At 28.4% G+C, this 22,790-nt stretch carries 21 protein-coding genes and 1 pseudogene; 3 read left to right on the plus strand and 19 right to left on the minus strand.

Features of this window, described 5'->3' with window-relative positions:
• Positions 1-4: 4 nt before the first annotated feature.
• The 3 genes from ACYUEX_RS11920 to sstT all read right to left on the minus strand — a co-directional run bounded on the left by ACYUEX_RS11920 (position 5) and on the right by sstT (position 4,785).
• A complete protein-coding gene (locus tag ACYUEX_RS11920) occupies positions 5-2,101 on the minus strand; it encodes a PocR ligand-binding domain-containing protein (RefSeq protein ID WP_460288373.1) in 2,097 nt (698 codons plus the stop codon).
• Between the two features lie 370 nt (positions 2,102-2,471).
• Complete coding sequence (locus tag ACYUEX_RS11925) at positions 2,472-3,368, minus strand: Cof-type HAD-IIB family hydrolase (protein WP_460288374.1); 897 nt, start codon at positions 3,366-3,368, stop codon at positions 2,472-2,474.
• Between the two features lie 184 nt (positions 3,369-3,552).
• Positions 3,553-4,785: a serine/threonine transporter SstT gene (sstT, locus tag ACYUEX_RS11930; protein ID WP_460288375.1), complete on the minus strand. Its 1,233-nt coding sequence runs from the start codon at positions 4,783-4,785 to the stop codon at positions 3,553-3,555.
• 378 nt (positions 4,786-5,163) lie between these two features.
• Between sstT and ACYUEX_RS11935 the strand changes: the two are divergent.
• Positions 5,164-6,081: pseudogene (locus ACYUEX_RS11935) on the plus strand (glycoside hydrolase family 1 protein).
• Positions 6,082-6,213: 132 nt separating this feature from the next.
• Here the strand turns inward: ACYUEX_RS11935 and deoC are convergent.
• From deoC to ACYUEX_RS12005, 14 genes are all read right to left on the minus strand, one after another.
• Positions 6,214-6,873, minus strand: coding sequence for a deoxyribose-phosphate aldolase (deoC, locus tag ACYUEX_RS11940; RefSeq protein ID WP_460288377.1), 660 nt, complete (start codon positions 6,871-6,873; stop codon positions 6,214-6,216).
• A gap of 211 nt (positions 6,874-7,084) precedes the next feature.
• Complete coding sequence (locus ACYUEX_RS11945; protein ID WP_460288378.1) at positions 7,085-7,225, minus strand: hypothetical protein; 141 nt, start codon at positions 7,223-7,225, stop codon at positions 7,085-7,087.
• Between the two features lie 51 nt (positions 7,226-7,276).
• Positions 7,277-8,467 carry a phosphopentomutase gene (locus ACYUEX_RS11950; protein WP_460288379.1) on the minus strand — a complete coding sequence of 397 codons (1,191 nt, stop codon included), beginning with the start codon at positions 8,465-8,467 and terminating at the stop codon, positions 7,277-7,279.
• A 3-nt stretch (positions 8,468-8,470) separates the two neighbouring features.
• Complete coding sequence (locus ACYUEX_RS11955; RefSeq protein WP_460288381.1) at positions 8,471-9,115, minus strand: YczE/YyaS/YitT family protein; 645 nt, start codon at positions 9,113-9,115, stop codon at positions 8,471-8,473.
• Between the two features lie 252 nt (positions 9,116-9,367).
• The gene (locus ACYUEX_RS11960) at positions 9,368-10,186 is read right to left on the minus strand and encodes a purine-nucleoside phosphorylase (RefSeq protein WP_460288383.1); all 819 of its coding nucleotides are present in this window, start codon (positions 10,184-10,186) and stop codon (positions 9,368-9,370) included.
• Positions 10,187-10,269: 83 nt separating this feature from the next.
• Positions 10,270-11,646, minus strand: a complete 1,377-nt coding sequence (locus ACYUEX_RS11965) for an MFS transporter (protein WP_460288384.1) — start codon at positions 11,644-11,646, stop codon at positions 10,270-10,272.
• A gap of 57 nt (positions 11,647-11,703) precedes the next feature.
• Positions 11,704-12,666 carry an alpha/beta hydrolase fold domain-containing protein gene (locus ACYUEX_RS11970; protein WP_460288385.1) on the minus strand — a complete coding sequence of 321 codons (963 nt, stop codon included), beginning with the start codon at positions 12,664-12,666 and terminating at the stop codon, positions 11,704-11,706.
• A gap of 374 nt (positions 12,667-13,040) precedes the next feature.
• The gene (locus ACYUEX_RS11975; RefSeq protein ID WP_460288386.1) at positions 13,041-13,772 is read right to left on the minus strand and encodes a GntR family transcriptional regulator; all 732 of its coding nucleotides are present in this window, start codon (positions 13,770-13,772) and stop codon (positions 13,041-13,043) included.
• A 164-nt stretch (positions 13,773-13,936) separates the two neighbouring features.
• Positions 13,937-14,068, minus strand: a complete 132-nt coding sequence (locus tag ACYUEX_RS11980) for a hypothetical protein (protein WP_460288389.1) — start codon at positions 14,066-14,068, stop codon at positions 13,937-13,939.
• Positions 14,069-14,420: 352 nt separating this feature from the next.
• A complete protein-coding gene (locus tag ACYUEX_RS11985; RefSeq protein ID WP_460288391.1) occupies positions 14,421-16,469 on the minus strand; it encodes an FtsX-like permease family protein in 2,049 nt (682 codons plus the stop codon).
• Positions 16,459-17,226 carry an ABC transporter ATP-binding protein gene (locus tag ACYUEX_RS11990; protein WP_411168413.1) on the minus strand — a complete coding sequence of 256 codons (768 nt, stop codon included), beginning with the start codon at positions 17,224-17,226 and terminating at the stop codon, positions 16,459-16,461. Before ACYUEX_RS11990 ends, ACYUEX_RS11985 begins: the two co-directional genes overlap by 11 nt.
• 92 nt (positions 17,227-17,318) lie before the next feature.
• Positions 17,319-18,329: a sensor histidine kinase gene (locus ACYUEX_RS11995; RefSeq protein WP_460288392.1), complete on the minus strand. Its 1,011-nt coding sequence runs from the start codon at positions 18,327-18,329 to the stop codon at positions 17,319-17,321.
• A gap of 62 nt (positions 18,330-18,391) precedes the next feature.
• Positions 18,392-19,060: a response regulator transcription factor gene (locus tag ACYUEX_RS12000; RefSeq protein ID WP_411168415.1), complete on the minus strand. Its 669-nt coding sequence runs from the start codon at positions 19,058-19,060 to the stop codon at positions 18,392-18,394.
• A gap of 273 nt (positions 19,061-19,333) precedes the next feature.
• Positions 19,334-19,732: a MerR family transcriptional regulator gene (locus tag ACYUEX_RS12005; protein ID WP_460288394.1), complete on the minus strand. Its 399-nt coding sequence runs from the start codon at positions 19,730-19,732 to the stop codon at positions 19,334-19,336.
• A gap of 102 nt (positions 19,733-19,834) precedes the next feature.
• Here ACYUEX_RS12005 and ACYUEX_RS12010 point away from each other — a divergent pair, with 102 nt between their 5' ends.
• Entirely contained in the window at positions 19,835-20,680 is an 846-nt protein-coding gene (locus ACYUEX_RS12010) for an aldo/keto reductase (protein WP_460288395.1), read from the plus strand.
• Between the two features lie 318 nt (positions 20,681-20,998).
• Positions 20,999-21,580 carry a histidine phosphatase family protein gene (locus ACYUEX_RS12015; RefSeq protein ID WP_460288396.1) on the plus strand — a complete coding sequence of 194 codons (582 nt, stop codon included), beginning with the start codon at positions 20,999-21,001 and terminating at the stop codon, positions 21,578-21,580.
• A 232-nt stretch (positions 21,581-21,812) separates the two neighbouring features.
• Here the strand turns inward: ACYUEX_RS12015 and ACYUEX_RS12020 are convergent, their stop codons facing one another.
• A complete protein-coding gene (locus tag ACYUEX_RS12020; RefSeq protein ID WP_322545361.1) occupies positions 21,813-22,190 on the minus strand; it encodes a DUF4180 domain-containing protein in 378 nt (125 codons plus the stop codon).
• A gap of 26 nt (positions 22,191-22,216) precedes the next feature.
• Entirely contained in the window at positions 22,217-22,693 is a 477-nt protein-coding gene (locus ACYUEX_RS12025) for a helix-turn-helix domain-containing protein (RefSeq protein ID WP_460288397.1), read from the minus strand.
• Positions 22,694-22,790: the final 97 nt, after the last annotated feature.

The raw sequence follows: 22,790 nt of genomic DNA on the forward strand, positions 1-22,790 counted from the left end.
CATGTTAATTAAAATAAATATCAGAAAACTCAATGTTTACCTTTTCTACATTAGCGTATTTGCTTTTTTGCTTATTATTCAAAGTTTTAGCTTTATTAGTGCAAAATTCCATATTAGATGGAATTTTGACTATGAATTCACTGCCTTCGCTATAGCTGCTTTTAACCTCGATTGATCCATTATGCAGTTCTACCAGTGCTTTTACAAGGGATAATCCAATACCGCTACCTTCCTGTTCCCTTGTAAAAGATTTATTTACCTGTTTAAAACGTTCGAATATGATATTTAGCTGATCTTCTTTAATTCCTATACCGGTATCCTTTACGGAAAAGGAAATACCATTCCCCATATCTTTTAAAGATATATTAATAATTCCAGCTGGATTGCTAAATTTAATTGCATTTGAAAGTAAGTTTAATACAATTCTCTCAATTTTATCAGGATCAAAACACATTATTTTTTCTTCAATATCTGTATCAAAAACCAACTCTAATCCTTTGCTTTGTATATATGGTATCACAGAGAGTGTTATATCCTCTATTAAATTGACAATATTACACTTTTCCATACTCGGCTCTAAAAATCCTGCATCCAACTTAGTAATATCAATCAAATTATTTACTAATCTTATTAATCTATAGCAATTTTGTTTTATACTTTTTTTACAATTTACTAATTGAACGTTATTTTCATTAGGTGAATTATTATAATATAAGTCACCTAATTGTATTGAACAAAATATTATGTTTAATGGAGTTTTCAATTCATGAGATATATTTGCAAAAAATTCTGTTAATCTTTTCTCTTCATTTTTTCTTTTTGTTATATCTAATCCAATACCAATAATATTTTTAAATGTGCCATCTTCATTTTTTATTAATTGAGTATTCCAAAGTATAGTAACTAATGAACCTTGCTTACTATAAAAAGATTTTTCAATTTGAGTTGAGAATATTTCTGGGCCTAGTGAACGAATGTAGTTCAATATTTCATTTCCATCTTCTTCTTTAAAGATAGTATTCATCCATCCATAACCTAAAACTTCTTCAGCAAGATACCCTGAAAGCTTTTCTCCATATTTATTGAATTGAACTAGAAAACCATCTTGGTTCCAAACACAAATTATAGCATTTGCATGATCTATTATGGTTTTAGAAAAAGTTTGTTCATTCTTTAATTGTTCTTCAGTGTTTTTTTGATAAGATAGATCTGTTAAAGAACCTGACATTCTTACAGGAACGTTTTCATGATTCAATATAGCAGCCCCACGTATTAAAACCCACTTATATTTGTCATTCTTAGCTTTAATTCGAACCTCCTGTCTAAAATGGCTATTATGTCCTTGTAAGTGGAATCCCAATTCTTTTATGAAATACTCTCTATCTTCAGGGTGAATAAATTCCTTATAATTGTAGCGGTAAAGGTTAAATTCAGATTTTGTATAACCTAAAATCTGAAGTAACCTATCTGAAGCATAGAAAGTATTTTCTATAATTCTGTAATCCCACATTCCATCATTAGAACCATATAGCGCAAGTTCATATCGTTCATCAGAAAGCATAAGCTTTTTTTGAGATTCTAAAATTTTCAGTTGACGTAAACCTAACTCGCTAACAATTTCTGAGAGATGTTTTAGAAACACAAGCACTTTTTCATGCTCTTCTTTATTAACAATTGGAATTTCATCTAAAGCTTTTAGGTAAGCATCTTCATCAAAACCGAATTTTTTTGCTTGCATCCGAAAGAATTCTTTATCTGGTTTTTCGAAAAAAATTTGGCCACTAAAGATAGTGGCAAGAAAGACTCCCTCTAATACAATAGGTGTACCGATATCTATCAAACCATTTTTGCATTTATGATTTATAATAACGTCTTTATTTTTTAGCTCTTCAAGCATGAATATATCACTTTCAATACACCTAAGTTTAGATTTAGGATTTACTCTATGAAACTTTGTACACATATCTTTCCAACCTGTTATGGTGAGAATGGTTCCATCTCTTGAAACAATTCCAGAAGCGATACCAGTTGAGTGATAAAAGCTATCTAATAATTTTTGAAGCTGATTAATATCTACAAGATCTGTTAGTTCGTATTTCATAATATCCCTCCGAAAATACAAATGGAATTGATACATAATCTCTCTAATTTATACAAAATAATCTATTTTTCTATTTAGCACGTTAATATATTCTACATTTAACTAAAAAACCCCTTTTTTTTAAAATATTAATATTATAATAGCTAGCATATTATTAATAACCTATTATAGATTTTTCAATTGCTAATTTAATCATAGTAGAACCCACACCTTGTCTAAAATAATCTGCATGAACAGATACTGGCGTAAGCATTACTGTCTCAGTCTTTTTGATATCCTCTTTATATAGTTACTTCTCTTTCAATTTCCACTATATATTTACATATAAAAAAGACTATAAAAAGCATTCCACTTATTATAGTCTAAAACTCTAATTATTTTCTTTTGACTTAATCATTTTATGCATTTCATCATTAATCACATTATAGATGGCCTTAGCAACGCCTAAATTGTCATTGCTATCTGTTATGTACTTAGCTATAGCCTTAACCTCTGGTATAGCATTCTTCATCGCAACAGTTTCTTCAAATATTTCAAACATTGAGTAGTCATTAAAACTGTCTCCAAGGATCATAACATCCTCCATTGCTATTGACATATTCTTAGCTACTTTTTCTAAAATAATTCCTTTTTGCGCATTTACATCAGTTATTTCTATATTATCTCTAAATGATGATGATATTGCTAATCCCTCAATTTCTCCAATAACTTTTTTCATCGTATCTATAAATTTTATATCTTTATGGAATGCTACAAACTTTCTTACTTCTATTCCACTTTCAAAGAATTTATCTATATCATCAATATACTGTAAGCATGTGAAAAATTCTTGATTTTTAGCTATTTCCCTTGCCTCAGTCTCTGTTAAATGTTCATTGAATATCATAGTTCTAAATACAACTTCTTGAAATGCTTCTTCTCTTGTAGATGTAGTAAATACTCCCTTATCTGTAAATATACGAGCTGACAGTTTATTTTCATCTAATATCTCTGTTATCTTTTTCGCATTTTCTTTCTTTATATTTATAACGTCTAATATATTTCCATCCTCATCTCTATATTCTGCTCCATTTGAAAGAATACACTGAGCCTTTATATTATGCTTCTCTAATAGCCCCTTAACACTCTCATATTCTCTGCCTGTAGATATTGCAAATATTATACCTGCTTCTTCTGCTTTTCTAATTGCATCAATAGTTTCCTTATCTATGTCATGATCATTATTTAATAAAGTTCCATCCATATCTGATGCTATAAGTTTTATCATTAAAAATTCCTCCGTTAAAAATCTATTTTATTGTCTATTATATAATAACATATATTTATGATATTATATAAAAAATAAACTTTCTTGATTTAATTTTCCTTTTTCTAAACATAAAAAACTCTTACCTGCACCTCTAATGCAAGTAAGAGTTCTACTAACCTAAACTTCTAAAAATTCCAATTTTTTAGCTAACTAGTCTATTATCCTGATTTCCTTTACGTTCTTTTGCAAACTCAGCTACTGCAGTGTAAAGTACATCTGTTGAGGAATTAAGTGCTGTTTCACAAGAATCTTGTATAACTCCAATTATAAATCCAACACCAACTACTTGCATAGCAATATCATTTGGTATACCAAACAAACTACAAGCAAGTGGTACTAATAATAATGATCCTCCTGCTACTCCTGAGGTTCCACATGCACTTACAGCTGATAATAAAGTAAGTATTATAGTTGTTCCAATATCTACTGTTATACCAAGAGTATTAGTTGCAGCAAGTGCTAATACTGATATAGTTATAGCAGCACCACCCATATTTATAGTTGCTCCAAGTGGTATAGAAATTGAATATGTATCTTCGTTTAGTCCAAGCTCCTTACATAATCTCATATTCACAGGTATATTAGCTGCTGAACTACGCGTGAAAAATGCTGTAATACCACTATCTTTTAAACATTTAATAACAAGTGGATATGGATTTTTACGTATTGCTATAAAAGTTATTATTGGGTTTATCACTAAAGCAAAAAATGCCATACACCCAACTAATACTAATATCAATTGTCCGTATTTAAGTAATGATTCTATTCCTTGCTTAGATATGCTATCATACACAAGTCCCATTATTCCAAATGGTGCTAAATTGATTATCCATCTTACAACCTGTGATATAGCATCTGAAATATTTACTATAACTTCCTTAGTTCCTTCATTAGCATTTTTTAGAGCAAGCCCTAAAATTACTGCCCAAAATAATATCCCTATATAATTAGCATTAGAAAGTGCACTAACTGGATTAGATACTATACTCATTAGTAAATTATTTAATACTTCTCCTACTCCACTTGGTGGTGTTAAGTTTTCTACACTTGTAGTAAGAACTAACTTAACCGGAAATAAAAAACTACCAATAACTCCAACTACTCCTGCTGAAAGTGTTCCTAAAAGATATAATAATATAACTGACTTCATATTAGTCTTTTTGCCTTCTTTATACTGACAAAGTGCAGCCAATACTAAGAAGAATACTAATAATGATGCTATTGCCTTTAATGCACCTACAAATAATGATCCCAATATTGATATTGGTGCCCCCAAATCTGGAATTATTAATGCAATTATTATACCTAATATTAGACCTACTATAATTCTTTTAACTAAGCTTATGTTATTCCATTTTTCTATTATTTTTTTCATTTTGCCCCCTTATATTTATCATATTGTTAAAAAATATAATAAAATAATATCATAATATTGTTTTTACCACAATAAGAACAATGTCAACTCAATATCTTCATCATTCTTATAGGAGATGGTAAAATAGATGAAACTACTAAAATCACAGAAATAATTGGATATATTATTGTAATAATAAAATATAATTTTAAAATAGATCTTGATGAGAGTTCATTAAATTTTACTAGGTTTATTACACATTTGCAGTATTTTATAAGTAGACAGCTTAATGATTTACAACTAAAAGATGAAAATTTATACTTAGTATTACATATTCAAAGAGTTGCATCAAGAGCATGTAACTAAAGGATTGTTACTGAGTACCCCAAAAGAAGAGGTATAGATTTCTATTATACATATAAGAAAGACATCGCACTTTTAGCTGAAATGGGATTTAAGGTATTTAGATTTTCAATAGATTAGTCAAGAGTATTTCCAAATGGAGATGATGCTGTACCAAATGAAAAAGCATTAGAATACTATAATAATGTTATTAAGGAATGTTTGAAGTATAATATAGAACCATTAATAACAATTTCTCACTTTGATATGCCATTAATTTTAATTAAAAAATTTGGTGGTTGGTATAATAGAAAGCTTATAGATTTATATGTAAAGTATTGTGAAACTATATTTACTAGATATAAAGGTGAAGTTAAATATTGGGCAACTTTTAATGAAATTAATATTAGTATTAAGGCAGGTCCTAAGACTTTGGGAATATTAAATGATGGATATGATAACTATGAAGAAATGTTATTCCAAGGTATTCATAATCAGTTTGTGGCAGCTGCAAAGGCTACAAAGTTAGCTCATGAAATTGATGCAAATAACAATATAGGATATATGATAGCTTACTTTACAACTTATGCACATACATGCAAACCAGATGCTGTTATGAAAATGCTTTATGATGATCGAATAAGAAATCAATTTTATTTAGATGTCCAAGCTAAAGGAAAATACCATTGGTACATGGATAGATACTTCACAGAGAATAACATTAATATAAAGAAGGAAAAGGGAGACTTAGAAGCAAGTGAGTGGGGTTGGCAAATAGATGCTGTTGGATTAAGATATACACTAAATACCGTATATGATAGATATGAAAAGCCACTATTAATTTTAGAAAATGGAATTGGTTTGTTAGATGAATTAAAAGAAGATGGGACTATTAATGATATGGCTAGAGTTGATTATCACAGAAAGAATTTTGAAGCTATGAAGAAAACTATAAAATATTTAGAACAACGGTAATTTTCTCATTATTTAGGAAAACGATAGTAGTCCGTTATTATAAAATTAAAAAAATGACAAAAATATGAGCATAGAGTTACACACAAACTTGAAAGAACTAATCTCTATGCTCAATAAAAATAATTAATTTAGTTAATATCCTATTACTTCTTCATTTTTAATTATTCTACAAATTGAACTTGTTCCTAATCTTATTGCTCCCGCTTCTATGAAAGCTTCTGCATCTTCTATAGTTCTAACTCCACCAGCTGCTTTAATAGAAACTTCTTTACCAACATTAGAAGCCATTAATTTTATATCCTCTAATGTTGCTCCATTAGTACCAAATCCAGTTGAGGTCTTTATAAAATCCGCACCTGCATTTGTTACTACCTTACACATTGCAATCTTTTCACCTTCAGTTAAATAGCATGTTTCAATAATAACCTTTAATATATTATCTCCAACTTCCTTTTTAATAGCTCTTATTTCTTCTTCAATCTTTGTATATTCTCCATTTTTAACATCGCCAATGTTAATTACCATATCTACCTCTTTAGCACCATTTTCTATTGCATCTTTAGCTTCAGCAACTTTAATTGAAGTTGTTTGATATCCTAGTGGGAATCCTATTACTGTACATACAGCTACTTTTTCATTTAAATACTCACTAGCTCTTTTAACATAACTTGGTGGTATACAAACAGAAGCTACTCTCATTTCCTTTGCTTCATCACACACCCTTTTGATATCCTCCCATGTTGTCACAGCATTTAACATAGTATGATCTAACTTTTCTAAAATATGTCTCATTTCCTACTCCTCCATTTTCCTATTATTTTTAATTTATAATTTATAAATTTAATCTATTACTTTTACTGTTGATTCAATTTTATTTTTTGCTAAATAATTTTTTCATATTGATTCACTCCATACACTTTTAAAACAGAATAACAACTCATAGAAGATACTGTATATTCTGAAGGGAAGCTATATCACTGACTCCCATGGAATGAAAAGATTCTTATTCCTCCGGTAATTCTCTATATACTCCTTTTACACACTCATTGCAATAGACAATAAATCCATCCTTAATAATTTTAAGCTCCTTTAAATTTTTACTAAAAACAATATTGCCCTTTATTATTACGATTGATTTATTCATATCTCTTTTTCCTTACCTCACTTTTTCTCCATATGATTTTTAAAAAACTTTTTATTTTAACTTCCCTAAAACAGATGTTCCGATAGTTCCTTTTGGCATCTCAACTTCAAAATTGTCTGCTATAGTTGCTCCAATTGCTGCAAAGCTATCAGTTGCAGGCAACTTGCCAGCACCTTTCATAGATGGAGAATATGCAATAAATGGAACTTTCTCTCTAGTATGGTCTGTACCTTTATATGTTGGATCATTTCCATGATCTGCAGTTAAAATTAATAAATCATCGTCTTTTATTTTATTCATTAGCTTTCCTAGATTTACATCAAACTTCTCCAGCTCTTGAGCATACCCATTTACATCTCTTCTATGTCCCCATAAGGCATCAAAATCAACTAGATTTACAAAACACAATCCAGTAAAATCTTTTCCTGCAATTTCTAAAGTCTGCTCCATCCCATGAACAGATGATTTTGACTTATATTCTTCTGTAATTCCTTCACCATCAAAAATATCATTTATTTTTCCAACAGAAATTACATCTAGATTTTTATCTTTTAGTACATCCAAAACAGTTTTTCCATATGGCTTTAATGCATAGTCATGACGGTTTGCAGTCCTTTTAAATTCTCCCTTTTTCTTTCCAATATAAGGTCTTGCAATTACTCGTCCAACTTTCCATTCATCCTTCATGGTAATTTCTCTGGCTATTTCGCAACAACGATATAATTCTTCTAGTCCGAAAGTTTCTTCGTTTCCACAAATCTGCAATACAGAATCTGCAGAAGTGTATACAATCATATGTCCTTTTGCAATTTCTTCTTCTGCCAGCTCATCTAAAATCTCGGTACCACTGGAACTTTTATTACCAATAATCTTACGTCCTGTTTTTTGAGACAATTCATCTATTAGCTCTTTCGGAAAGCCATTCTCTGAAAATGTGAGAAATGGTTTTTTGATATTAAGTCCCATCATTTCCCAATGACCAGTCATAGTATCTTTTCCCGTACTTTTCTCGTTCATTTCCATATAATATGCCAATGGATTTTCTGCTGGATCGATACCAGCTAGCAAATGAAGATTTGCAATTCCCAATCTTCTCATATTCGGAATAATCAGGCTTTTCGCATGTTCTGATATATGTCCCAGTGTATCTACATCATAATCTCCAAATATAGCAGAATCCCCCATTTTCCCAATTCCTAGTGAATCTATAACAATCACAAATATTCGTTTATATTTTTTCATTTACTACACGTCCTTTACTACATATCCTTCTATTTTACTCGTCTTCAACTGGATAATTTCAATCACTTTCACAAATTTCGACACAAGAATACCCGTAACCATTGCAGAAATGATAGTTCCGATTCCAAAAATTCCTCCCAAACTAGTTCCTATAACTACATAAAAAATGTCTATTCCTATCTTCAAGAATGCATATGAAATATGAAAATGCTCCTTAAATTTTACCAAAAGACAGTCTAATGCTGTCATCCCAAGCTTAAGCTGTATTAGAATGGCAATTGCTAATGACATACAGAGTTCTCCTATTAAAAATACAAGGACTGCATACTGTATTCCCATACTTGCTAACTCAAACTGGCTAAAAATTCCACGATAAAAATCAATAAAGAATCCTGCCAATAATCCATATACAATTGTTCCAATTCCAAGATTATTTCTGGCTATCAAGAATGCTATTCCTATAAGCAGTAAATTATAAATAAAAGAAGCACTTCCAAATTTTATAGATATAAACCGAGAAATTCCATCATAAAGCACTCCAGTAGGATCACATCCCAATTGGCTTTCTAAAAATAATGCTACTGCAATTCCTATCAAATTAATCGCTAAAAAAATAAATAGGTATTTTTTCTTTTTATTCTCCTCCATATCTTCTCCTTTGTTTGCAACTATCAATATATAATCAATAAGTAAGAAAAGTAGAACATGTCATATAAACTACTCAACACTCTCATATAGTTTCTTTTAATAAGGTCGTAGCCCTCAAAAGGTCTTAGTGATATTTTCAGATACAATATATAGAACTTTTCAAAGTACATTATATGTGTATATTGTATCCCCAAAATTTAAAATACTCTTTTTGGGGTTTAACCTTAATAAATAAGAAAATTCAAGTTGTTTTTATTCCCAATTTTCTAATAATTTTGTAATCCAAGCACAAAGTTTTTGACTTGTTTGTTCTGCAATAGCTACTACCTCTTCATGACTATGTTTTCCAGTACGTATACCTGTTGCCATATTTGTAATGCATGCAATTCCTAAAGTTTTTATTCCTAGGTAATTGGCAACAATTGTTTCTGGAACAGTAGACATACCAATAGCATCACTTCCTGCTGCTTTATACATACGAATTTCTGCAACAGTCTCATAATAAGGACCTTGGAAGAATGTGTAAACACCCTGTTTTGTATCAATTCCTAATTCATCAGCTACTTCTTTAGCTTTTTCTCTTAATTGTATATCATATGGTTGTGACATATCTGGAAATCTAGGACCAAATCTTTCATCATTATTGCCCATTAATGGGTTTGAGCTGACTGAATTAATAAAATCGTCAATAATCATTAAATCACCTGGTTTAAATGTCTCATTGATTCCACCACATGCATTTGTTACAATCATATTTTCAATTCCCAATAACTTCATTACATAAACTGGATATGCAACTTCTTTTAAAGTAAATCCTTCATAATAATGAAAACGTCCTTGTAAAGCCATAACTTTAGTATTGCCAATTTTCCCAAACACTAAATTTCCTGCATGTCCAGCAACTGAACTTTGTGGGAAATTTGGAACTTCTTTATACGGTATGATTTTTTTATCCTCCATAATATCCACAATTTTCCCTAAACCACTACCTAAAATAACAGCTACATCTATTTTTTCATTTACAACTGAGCGAATATAATTTGCACTTTCTTTTACTTTATCATAAAACATTTTAACTTCCTCACTTTCCATTTAGTTAATATACTTTTTAATATAATTATGTATTTTGTTAGTTAATATACTTTTTAATATAATTATGTATTTTGATTAATTTTTACATTTCCCTTTTTCATTTGTATTGATAATACTACTAGTGCTAACATTAAAGCTATACCAAATACTATCATAATATTACTAAATACTGATGCATTCTTAGCAACAAGATGTAAATCTAAATGCATTATTTGAAGTGATATTAATTTTCCTGTAACAACAATCATAACTGATTGACCTATTCCTTTAATTAAAGTAAACACACCTACTCCTGTTCCCATTTGTTCAGGTTTTAAAGTAGATATTACGACTTGCATAAATGCTGTGTATGGTAATGCATATAATCCAGCTACTAAGCAAGCAATAATTGCTGCTACAAATATATTTTTATCAATTAGAACAGATCCTCCCAACATACATACTATGATTGCTCCTAAAGCTGTATACATTGTTTTATAAGTTCCAAGCTTATTTACTATTCTTCCTACATTTGCTCCAACAATAATCACAACAATATAACTAGGCAATAAAATTAGTGATATTTTATCTGGAGTAATTTTATAAACTGCTTTTATTGTAAATGACATTAAGAATGAAAATGATAGTTGAATCCCAAATACAACTATTGCTAATAAAGTCACAACTAAGAATCCTCTATTCTTAAAAAAGTCAATTGACATAATTTTGTTTTGACCTTTTGAAATATAAATTAAGAATACAACTAAAACAATAATTGCTCCTACTAGGTAACGCCAATCAGACATATTAAAATATAGTGAAATCGATAATGCAAAAGATGTTAATAACAATAATCCTAAAATATCAACTTTCTTTACTTTACCATGACATTCGTCAGGTATATATTTCACTATTGAATGAATTGCAATTATTGAAAGCAAAGGTAACACAAATACATATCTCCAATCAACATATGTAATCACTACTCCTCCAACCAAAAAACCTAATGCTTGACCAAGCCCTATACAAGCTGAAGAATACCCATAATATTTCGGACATTCATTAGCCGGAAGATATCTTGTTACTAGAATAATAAGTAAACTTGCTGAACAACTACCTCCCAATGAAAGAATTGCAATTGCAACTAATAGTAAATAGAAATTTGCATTTACATTAACTAGAAGAAATGCTAATATAGCGCCAACATCCATCATTATGATACCAACAACCATTAATTTCCTCATACTTATATAGTCAGATAATGCTGCATATACAACTCCTGCTATTCCTACTCCCAACATTGCAATCATAGGCATCAGTGAAACAGTCACTGAACTCATTCCAAATTCAGTTGCTAAAGTAGGCCCAAGTATATTAAACACACCAATCATAGCTACATTTAAAATCATAACCAATAAAAACATAGGCATAACTTTTTTCACATTTTTCTCAAAATCCATTTTCGCCCTCTCCTCATTCAGATATTTTTTTATAAATATTTTATATACTGTAAACCATTAATCATTTATACTTGAGAATATTTGTCCAATAAAGCTTAAACACTTTTCAATATTTTCTTCTGTTTCAAAGAGTACAGATGCATGAATAGCATTAGGTATAATTTCTAATTTTACTCTTTCATCTCCACAAATTTCATTAGCTTTTAATGCAAAACGAATTGATTGTTGCATGGGAAGAATTTCATCTCCACTGCCATGTTGTACTAAAATAGGTGGAATACTTTTATGAAGTCTATATATTGGACTTGCTTTTTTTGCTGTTTCACTTTGTGTTGAATCTCCTAAAAATAAAACTCCTGGTGTATTATCAGCATCATGATATGGAAAATCACTTTCTTTTACTTCTCCAAATGCTGGAACATATTTTTCATGAGTATCAAGCAGTTCTTTTCTTAAAAAACTATTAATTACACTATTCATTTTTAATTCTTTATCACAGGATGAAAAATCAGTTTGCGGATACCAAGCAATTGCTCCTGCAATATGAGCAGATATAAGTAAATTAGGATCATCAGGATTATCAAACTCTTCATCATCGGCAAATAGACAACTCATTAATGTCATATAACCTCCTGCGCTTCCTCCCCATATGACAATTCTATTTGGATCAATTCCCCATTCACTAGCATTAGCTTTAATAAAACGAATTGCCTGTTTGATATCCTTTACAGGATTTGGGTATTGGGTTTCTCTAGACAATCGATAATTTAATCCAATTACTGCATAACCTTTAGATAAACCTGATAACATCGGTGTAATCATTCCTTTTTGACGCTTATCACATGCACTATAGCCACCACCATGAATACTAACAATAACCGGAAATGGTCCATTCCCTTCTGGTAACCAAACATCTAGTTTTTGAGCTTGCGAATCGTTTTCATAGCTTACATCAAAAAAACCCTTTTTACCTTCGACAGATATAATTGGACCACTTGCTCCCCACATTCTTAAACTCATATTTTTCCTCCTTATCATTTTTTCAACTCTACTTACAATACAATAATCTAATTAGTAATATATACAAAGATAAATATGTTCTGATCCTAACTTTTATCTTTATTTCATTATACAAGTTTTGTATTTTGTTGTATCGTTGTATACATTGCTGTATTATTAATATATCATTGTATAGAAATGTTGTCAATAAAATATCTTTGACTTTTGTTAAATATTACACCAAGCTAGAGTCTTTAGTCCGATGAGTTCCATATGATTCTCTCTTAATAAAATTAAATGGTAAAGACCCTCTCCAATAGGCAAAAGAATATATTTTAGAATCACAAAAAAAAGATTCTCCTAAAAAGAGAACCTTTTTTATTTAAAATTTTATACTATTTTTTAAAACTATATAATTCAATATCTACATATTCCATAGGAATAGAATATTTATTTATACAAATAATTTTTCCATCATTATTTATCATTTTTTCAGTTATTAATACATATGTATCATTATTTGATTTTAAATCATCTCTTAAATACTCTTTTATCCCTTTCAATATCTGGATTTCTAATTTTGCTACTTTTATATAATCATAAATATCTTCAGTAATCATTTTTTTTACTTGTTCTTCATTTAACATATTAATCTTTGTAACAAAATCAACATCTGTTGGTATTATCGAAAAACAATGAGCATAACAAACATCATCAATATAATAAAATAAATTAGTTAACAACACGACTGGTGTTTGTCTCTCAAAAATTTTATTAGTATATAATGTTGACTGATCTAATCTCGGAAAGCATGAAATTCTATCAATATTCTTAATTCCACATTTTGATAAGACTTCCCCTACTTGCTCTAATCCAACTGATATTAAGGAATCTTGATTTCGTAAAAAGTTCCCTACCCCTTTTCTAGATTCAATAAATCCATCTTCTTGCAACATTTTCAACGACTGTCTAAGCGTCATTCTACTTACTCCCATTTGCTTAGCTAACTTTGTTTCATTTGGAAGTTTATTTTCCTCTCTATATATACCCTCTTGAATGTTTTTTAATATTTTATCATATATTTTAATATAAAGTGGTAGTTTTCCTTTTGATTGATTGTCTTCCATAAATAACCTCCTAATAAACCAACACTATACTATTTTAAATCTGAAAAAATATTAGTATAGTAATATGCTTTATACCAGTGCTGTATAGCAATATCTTTAATTATAACATACATATGTAAGACGTAAAGTCTTTGCAACTAAAGATGTTTTCTTTTGAGGTATTACTAATCCTGCCTCAATTGTTTTCCCAATCCAACTTCATCTGCTAATAATACCCCACTAGATAAAGGTGACTTTAACGCAAATAAATCTGCAAAAACTTGATTTAGCAAATTCTTTTCATATAATAAAAACAACTGAAATAAATTCAGCTGCTCTTTTAAACCTTAATATACTTAATTCTTAATTATTTTTTTCTAATAATTTGAGTTCTCCATAGATACGCTTCACCTCACCATAGGCAAACACTTTACCTCTTACAATATAACCATTTTAATTTCCATTTCAAATTTTAATTATATTTTTGTTAAAGAAATAAGATAGGCTTTTAAACCTATCCTTTTATTCACATTTCTTAACTACCTATACATATAATAAATCTCTACAGCATCACTATTTCATCTTCATCACTTTCAATATACTCACCTACATAAATTGGAATTTTATCGTTCAGAATAGTTTAGTCCAATTATTGATTATTTGCTTGATTCAATTATTAATATTTCTCTTAAATGTATAATATGTTCCTACAAAATAACATATATATACCATAATCATCAAAGCAATTCCAAAAATTATACTTAAAATAAATGTAGTATCGCCAACAAAAACAGTAATTATATCCTTATAATATAAATAAAAATTATATATAAATATTGCAACACCAATCATTGCTATACTTATAGGAATTATAAAATACAATGAAACTTGCTTTAATATAATATTATTTATCTCCTTACCTTCAACCCCTAACTTTTTAAGCACATTAAATCTATCTTTATGCTCAATAGAGTCAGAAAGTTGGCTAAGTGATAAAATAGTTAAACTTATCATTAGAAGTACTACACCTAGATATATTCCAAGAATCCTCATAGCTAAAGTTGTAACTAAAATATTATTAGTTTCTAATGATTTTATTCTTGTTCTAATTACACTACTCGATACATCATATTCTTTACTGTATTTTTCTATAAATTCATTATTATTTTTTCTAAACCAGTCATTAACATAATTATATTGAAAATCATCAGCTTCTTTATAACTCATTTTATTTTTAATATTAGCCATAAAATTAGTCTCTACAAAATCAAGCTTATCACATAATTTATCTGGCAAAATTATAATATTCTCTGTATTATAGTAAAAGCCTTCTCCAATGGATTCTTTATAATATGAATTCTCACTAATATTATATTTTTCTCCATTAATATCAAACTGAAGATTTTTACCTATATAATCATTTATAGTTCCATCAGTACTGGCACTATGCCACTGAGTAGTAAATTCATTATCTTTAAGTTCTATTTCTTCATATCCTAGCATATCTCTTAGTTTGTTAAAATCACTTAATTTTATTGCTAAAGTTGGAGTGCTATTTTCATCTGCCTTTACTATATATTTTTCTACCTGACAGTAATTCTTTACATCATGCCCATTACCATTTAAGTAATCTATAACCTCACTATAATCTAATTTAGGTAGCTCTTTAACATCATTTATATTAGCTTCTTTTAGAAAATTTGTACTATAATTATTTCTTATATCTATATCATAAGGAACTCTCATATCTAAATATCCCAGTCCCCATTGAGCCAGTACAATTGTTATTATAAAACTAATCATCGCACCTAAAAAAGTCATTGATATTGTAGCCATTAATATTGGTGCTGTCTTTATTTTAGATACTATTGATCCTATTAAAAATAAATTTGTCCCTTCATATTTAAAATTAATCCACTTGTCCTTTATGTGTATCATTATATAGGAAATAGAATAAAATAATGCATAAGTTCCAATTATAAAAGTAATTAATGATACACCTATATACATCAATGATTCAATACTATAATCCATTTTTGAATTTAATATTTTAATAGTACAACTACCACAAATAATATATAAAATTACTGATAATGCAAATATTACACTATATACTTTGCCACTTCTTTTAAACTGAAACTCAACTTGTTTATGTGCATTTAACATATCTATAAGCTTTATTTTTCTTAAAACCATAAAATTATATAATCCTATTATGCAAAACATTGCTATAAAGAATATAAATGTAATTCCTAATGTATCCATATATAACTTGAAGCTAAATGTTACTTCTTGCTTTGCACTTATTAAAACTATGGCTGTAACTGCTTGAGAAAATAAAGTTCCTACAAATACTCCGGCTATTATAGCTAAAACTCCTATTACAAGCGTTTCAATAAAAAACATAAGTGCTACACCTTTTTGTTCTGAACCAAGTAATACGTATGTTGCAAATTCTCTTTGGCGCCTTCTTATCATATATTTATTTACATAAGCTACAAGTAAAATAAGAATAGCTGTAATTATATAAGTTGAATATTGTAATATTAACTTTAAGGCTTTAAAGTTATAAGAGTCCTCAGTAATTAGTTCATAACTGGAACTAGAAAGTGATGTAATTGCGTAAAATAAACTTACGCATATTGTTATAGTTATAAAATAAATTAGATAATCTTTAATAGATTTTTTTGCATTACCAATGGCTAACTTAGCGTACATCTCTAACATCACCACCTAATAATGCTACTACATCTAATATCTTATTAAAGAATTGTCTTCGTGTATTATCACCTTTCACTAATTCCGTAAATATTTTTCCATCTTTAATAAATAATATCCTATCACAATAACTAGCTGTAAAAGAATCATGTGTTACCATTAATATTGTTGCATCTAAATCTTTATTTAAATTTGATATCATTTCTATTAACATTTGAGCTGATTTTGAATCAAGTGCTCCTGTTGGTTCATCAGCTAAAATTAATTTAGGATCAGTTACTAACGCTCTGGCACAAGCTGTTCTTTGCTTTTGTCCTCCTGATACCTCATAAGGATATTTTGAAAGTAAATCTTCTATTCCTAGTTCTCTTGCAACACTTAACACTTTACTATCTATTTCACTTTTTTTAGTTTTGTTTATAGTAAGGGCTAAAGCTATATTTTCATGGATAGTTAATGTATCTAATAAGTTAAAATCTTGAAATATAAATCCTAAATTTTCTCTTCTAAATTTTGCTATATTCTTTTGATTTATTTCTGTTAAATCTTTTCCGTCTAAATAAATATTACCTGAACTAACATCATCAATTGTAGCTATCAAATTTAACAATGTTGTCTTACCTGACCCAGATGGCCCCATTACACCTACAAATTCACCTTTTTTCACATTAAAGCTTATATCATCAATAGCTTTAACTATATTTCCTTTATTTCCATAATATTTTTCAATATTATTTATTCTTAGTACTTCATTCATTCTTATCACCTCAAAGATATTTTAACTTATATATTACCTACTAGATTCGATTTAATATTACTTTTAGGTGACAATGTCGTAACATTGCTAAATCAAAACTTACAAAAGCTTCCCATAGGAAAAGTAATACTAACTTTTGTATAACTATTTATTTCTGATTCTATATCTATTAATAATCCTAATTTATCACATAATTTTTTGCATAAATATAATCCAATTCCTGTAGATTTACTATTTAATCTACCTATATTTCCTGTAAATCCTTTTTCAAATACCCTCTCTAATTCATCAGAAGGGATACCAATTCCATTATCTTCAACAATTAATTTTATTCCATTTTTTATATCACTTACATATACCTTAACTTCTGGATTTTTATCATTCCTGTATTTTATAGAATTTACTATTATCTGATTTAAAATAAATTCAAGCCATTTGCTATCACAATAAACTTCTTTATCAATATTATCAATTTCTAGATTTATATCATTTAAAATAAAGCCTTGCTTATTTCTAGTAATTACACTGTTTACACAATCCTTTAGACTTATTTCCTTAATAAGATAATCTTTATCCACCTCTTCACTTCTTGCATAAAACAAAGCTTGTTCTACATATCTATCAATTTCCTCCAATTGCATAAGTATTGCTGAACTTTTAGCTGTCCTATTATTTTCTTCCATTAATTTTATAAGTGAAATAGGCGTTTTCACTTCATGAATCCACTGTTCTATATACTCTTTATAATCTTTAAGTCTTAATTTTTCTTTATTAATTTCTTCTCTCATAGACTTGCTGGATTTTTTTAGAAGATAATAATATGGCTCTGCTTCGAAAAATGGTGGTACTTCTAATACCTCACTTATTAAGTATTTCTTATCTATCTTTGATACAGATTTCTCTATTAATTCAAAATAATCTTTTCTTTTTCTATAAGAAATAATACAGTACATAAATAAAACAGTAATCCAGGATAATACTATTATCATTACTGCTTTAAATTCATTACCTATACTAAGAAGAAAAATAGATAAAGCTATTACTCCTATAATATTTAAAAATATTGTTCCTGTCTTACTTTTTAAGTAATCTTTAAAATTCATATCATATACCTTTGTCCTCTTTTACGTAATGGTAGTTTTAGTTTTCTTAAAAGAATTCTTCCTTATATCATATAACCTTGTCCTCTTTTAGTTTTAATAAAATCCTTTAGCCCTATTTCCTCTATTTTGTTTCTTATTCTTGTAATATTTACTGTAAGTGTATTATCATTTACAAACATGGAGCTGTCCCACAAATACTCCATTATCTCAGCCCTAGATACAATTTTTTCTTTATTAATTAATAAGTAATATAATATTTTTAACTCATTTTTTGTTAGCTCTTCATTATTTCCATTATGCTCAATTGTGCTTGATAAAATATTTAACTTTAAACCATTATAATCAATCACATCTAAATTATTTTCATTTGGATATGCTCTTTTAATAAGTGAATTTATTCTAGCTAAAAGTATTTGAGTGTTATATGGTTTTGTTATAAAATCATCTCCACCTAAAGTAATAGCCATAAGCTCGTCTATATTTGTATTTCTACTAGTTATAAAGATTATAGGTATCTTTGAGAAACTTCGTATTTCTGTACATATTTTAAATCCATCATCCTCAGGTAAATTTATATCTAATAAAATTAAATCAGGGTTGTTTTCTTTTACTATTTGAGGTATCTTATCAAAAGCCTTTGGTTTCAAGATCGAATAACCATTTATTGTTAATAGGTTTCCAATTTCATTTTGAAGTTGTTCATTATCATCTATTATCATTATTGTAAACATAATTTTTTCTCCAATTATAATTTGTTTTTCTTATTAATTATTTTATCTTACTTAATTATATAGCTAGAAAATAAATATAGTAAACATTCGATTTGTTTGAATTAATATGTTTTTAAATTATTTTTCTCTAAGTAAATCTACTTTGTATTTATTTTGGTTCTACATAAATACGCTTCACCACACATTAAGTGAAAAAGCTATATATCCCCACGCACAATATAATTAAGCTTATTTCAAATTCAAGTTTTCATCATAGTAATATTAAGTATTCTCCTAATTTTCTACATCAATCAAATTACTCATATATTCTATTTTACCATCCAACACATCATCGTAGAAAGATTGCTTATTGTCAATGAAATCAATACATTCATTAAGTTCATTCATTTTCTTTAATAAAGATTCTTTTAATTTATCAAGCATCTCCTTTCTCTGAGCAATTGTAGAAGAACCCTCTATGCAATAATTCATATACAATTTCATATCTTTGATACTCATACCGCACTTTCTTAGACATTGCAACCCTTTTAACCACGCAATATTCTTTTCATCAAAAATTCTATAGTTATTTTTATCTCTTTTTACATTTGGTACTAAACCTTCTTTACAATAAAATTTTAATGTTTCATAAGATATTCCAACTTGTTCACATACTTCTTTTGTTGTATACATAAAATTCCCTCCTAATTTAATAAAAGCTCTTGCTCGGTAGCTACTACCTACTGGTACCATTATTATAGACCACAAAATATTAAAAATAAAGGAGAAATAAAAATGGAATATGTAACTTTAAATAATGGTACAAAGATGCCTAAGGTAGGATTTGGAGTTTTTCAAATCACAGATAAAGAAGAATGTACTAAGGTTGTGCTAGATGCTATTGATGTTGGATATCGCTTAATTGACACAGCACAAGCCTATGGAAATGAGGAAGCGGTTGGAGAAGCTATTCTTAAATCACCAGTACCTAGAGAAGATTTATTTATTACTACTAAAGTATGGATTAGTAATGCTGGATATAAAAAAGCAAAGGAGTCTATTGAAGAATCTCTAAAGAAAATGAAATTAGATTATTTGGATTTAGTTTTAATCCATCAACCAGTAAGTGATTACTATGATACTTACAGAGCTATGGAGGATTTAAATAGAGAAGGGAAAATTATGGCAATAGGAGTATCAAACTTCTATCCAGACCGTTTAGTTGACCTGGCTTTATTCAATGAAGTTACACCTGCTGTAAACCAAATTGAGATTAATCCATTCCACCAACAATTAATAGCACAGGAAGTTAACAGCAAGTACGGGGTACAACTACAAGCATGGGCTCCTTTTGCTGAAGGAAAAAATGGAATGTTTGATAATCTTACTTTAAAGTCAATTGGGGATAAGTATGATAAATCAGTTGCCCAAGTTATTTTAAGGTGGTTACTTCAAAGAGGAATTGTTCCACTAGCAAAGACAGTGAATAAAGAAAGAATGAAACAAAATATAGATATTTTCAATTTTGAATTAAGTAAAGATGATATGAATACAATCTCTGCTTTAGACAAAAAAGAAAGCTCTTTCTTTAACCATCAAGAGGCATCATCTGTAGAGATGTTAGCTAGTCTTAATAGATAAGATGAAATATAACTAGTCTTAATAGATAAGATGAAATATAAATGAAGGTACTGTTAATAAATACTTCGTTATCTTAGGTATGACAGTTGCATCAAACAATATTTGAATATGGTGCATGGTAACTCTTCTAAAGAAGTAAAACAAGATTTAGGATGAATACAAACATTACGTGCATTAGGTAAAAATATGGCATTTTTAATGAAAAGTATTAGATTGGTAAAGAACAATTTGCTTTACCTGAAAAAGAAAATCATATCTTCACAAATTTTATTAAATAGAGAATAAATTAGCATATACTAAAAATTAAGAGAGGTATATATGAAAAATATATTGTACTTAATGAGACATGGACAAACATTATTTAATCTTAAAAGAAAAGTTCAAGGGTGGTGTGATGCCCCATTAACTGATCTAGGAATTAGACAATCTGTTATTGCTAGAGAGTACTTCAAAAACAATAGCATAGCTTTTGATCATGCTTACTCATCCACATCTGAAAGAGCTTGTGATACATTGGAGTATATTACCAATATACCTTATAAAAGACTAAAAGGACTTAAAGAATGGAACTTTGGTATTTTTGAAGGGGAAAGTGAAGATTTAAACCCACCATTACCTTATGGAGACTTTTTTGTTAAATATGGTGGTGAAGACGAAATCGAATTGAGAAACAGAGTTGCTAAAACCCTTCATTCAATTATGAAGAATGATGGCCATAATACGGTTTTAGCCGTTTCACATGGAGCGGCTTGCCGTCAATTTATGAGATACTGGGCTCATACTAGTGATGTTGAGCAAAAAGAAAGACTAGGTAATTGTTGTATTCTAAAATTTGAATTTAAAAATGATGAGTTTAAATTGATAGAAATAATAAATCATGATTTTAGTGAATTATCTTAATCAATAAAATTCCTACAATAAGCATTTATTTGCTTGTTGTAGGAACCTTCCTTTTATAATATTTATAGTAAAATATTGTAGCACTATTTAGTTTTACACTCTTACAATCATAGTACTTTGTTCTATAAACTTCTTCCTTTTTAATGTTGCATGAAAAGCTTAAATTCAAGCATTACTATTATCATTTTTTAATATTAAAAATCTTAAAACTAACTCTTGGTCAGATTTAGTTCTAATTCTCTCTTCTTGTAAATTTTGAAATCCAAATTTCAGCCTCTGCAATATTATTAAAGGTTCTAAAATTGTTTCCTTTGTTAGCCTCCATAATCATTTCTTTAAACCTATCATTGTACCTGCCTTCATCTTCTATAATAACAGCAACTTTTACATGATAGTTTATAAATTTTTGTAATGCCATACCTGCTAATCTTGTCTTAAGATTAAAAAAGTCTTCAGATAATACATTTGAATGAAGCATAATTGTATAAACGTCATTTTCCATACAAATAGATATACAATCCAACACATCTTGCTCTGAAGAAAGTTTCCATACTTCAGAAGCAAACTCAATATATTTATTATTATTTGTATTTACTATTCTATAATTCAAAACATTCACTCCTCTTATAAATTAGTTTATTCCACAAGCATAGAAATAGAATCTAGCATCCCTTCAATAAAGCTTACACTCCCCCATAATAGAATTTTTAGCCTGTTTTCTTTTTCATTATATTTCATATTGATTGTTGATTTTCCCATTTTAGAATCTTTACAATTCATTACTGCTATAAGAGTATTTGATACTCTAAAATATTCTTCTTTATCTACATCATTTATATCAACAACAGTAGATACATTTACTTTTTGATTTATAGTTTCTTTAACTTCTCCATTAGTAAAAAAATCAGTATTTGATTCTTCAGCAATATTTTTATTATTTATATTAACATTATTCTTTTCAATAAAAAGACTCAAATCATGACCTGAAATTCTCCATTGCTTTCCTACTTTACTTGCAGCAAGCTTTCCATCTGTTATAAACTTTCTTATAGTTTTATGATGCATACCTAATATTTCTGCAATTTTATCTATTGTATAAAATTGATTTTCCATAAAAAATCTACCCTTTCAAAATTAATTTATAGTTAAATTATAATAATTCCTTTTACCCTCGTCAAGTACTTTATTGTGTTTTGTTATACTTTATTAT

It is taken from the genome of Clostridium sp. CTA-7 (assembly GCF_054768095.1).

Excerpts from the sequence above, each read along its gene's own strand:
- ACYUEX_RS11925 (WP_460288374.1), bottom strand. The coding sequence starts at position 3,368 with ATGATAAAACTTATAGCATCAGATATGGATGGAACTTTATTAAATAAT.
- ACYUEX_RS11955 (WP_460288381.1), bottom strand. The coding sequence starts at position 9,115 with ATGGAGGAGAATAAAAAGAAAAAATACCTATTTATTTTTTTAGCGATT.
- ACYUEX_RS12010 (WP_460288395.1), top strand. The coding sequence starts at position 19,835 with ATGGAATATGTAACTTTAAATAATGGTACAAAGATGCCTAAGGTAGGA.
- ACYUEX_RS12025 (WP_460288397.1), bottom strand. The coding sequence starts at position 22,693 with ATGGAAAATCAATTTTATACAATAGATAAAATTGCAGAAATATTAGGT.
- ACYUEX_RS12000 (WP_411168415.1), bottom strand. The coding sequence starts at position 19,060 with ATGTTTACAATAATGATAATAGATGATAATGAACAACTTCAAAATGAA.
- ACYUEX_RS12015 (WP_460288396.1), top strand. The coding sequence starts at position 20,999 with ATGAAAAATATATTGTACTTAATGAGACATGGACAAACATTATTTAAT.
- ACYUEX_RS12005 (WP_460288394.1), bottom strand. The coding sequence starts at position 19,732 with ATGTATACAACAAAAGAAGTATGTGAACAAGTTGGAATATCTTATGAA.
- ACYUEX_RS11975 (WP_460288386.1), bottom strand. The coding sequence starts at position 13,772 with ATGGAAGACAATCAATCAAAAGGAAAACTACCACTTTATATTAAAATA.
- ACYUEX_RS11965 (WP_460288384.1), bottom strand. The coding sequence starts at position 11,646 with ATGGATTTTGAGAAAAATGTGAAAAAAGTTATGCCTATGTTTTTATTG.
- ACYUEX_RS11945 (WP_460288378.1), bottom strand. The coding sequence starts at position 7,225 with ATGAATAAATCAATCGTAATAATAAAGGGCAATATTGTTTTTAGTAAA.
- ACYUEX_RS11920 (WP_460288373.1), bottom strand. The coding sequence starts at position 2,101 with ATGAAATACGAACTAACAGATCTTGTAGATATTAATCAGCTTCAAAAA.
- ACYUEX_RS11985 (WP_460288391.1), bottom strand. The coding sequence starts at position 16,469 with ATGTACGCTAAGTTAGCCATTGGTAATGCAAAAAAATCTATTAAAGAT.
- sstT (WP_460288375.1), bottom strand. The coding sequence starts at position 4,785 with ATGAAAAAAATAATAGAAAAATGGAATAACATAAGCTTAGTTAAAAGA.
- ACYUEX_RS11970 (WP_460288385.1), bottom strand. The coding sequence starts at position 12,666 with ATGAGTTTAAGAATGTGGGGAGCAAGTGGTCCAATTATATCTGTCGAA.
- ACYUEX_RS11960 (WP_460288383.1), bottom strand. The coding sequence starts at position 10,186 with ATGTTTTATGATAAAGTAAAAGAAAGTGCAAATTATATTCGCTCAGTT.
- ACYUEX_RS11990 (WP_411168413.1), bottom strand. The coding sequence starts at position 17,226 with ATGAATGAAGTACTAAGAATAAATAATATTGAAAAATATTATGGAAAT.
- ACYUEX_RS11950 (WP_460288379.1), bottom strand. The coding sequence starts at position 8,467 with ATGAAAAAATATAAACGAATATTTGTGATTGTTATAGATTCACTAGGA.
- deoC (WP_460288377.1), bottom strand. The coding sequence starts at position 6,873 with ATGAGACATATTTTAGAAAAGTTAGATCATACTATGTTAAATGCTGTG.
- ACYUEX_RS11995 (WP_460288392.1), bottom strand. The coding sequence starts at position 18,329 with ATGAATTTTAAAGATTACTTAAAAAGTAAGACAGGAACAATATTTTTA.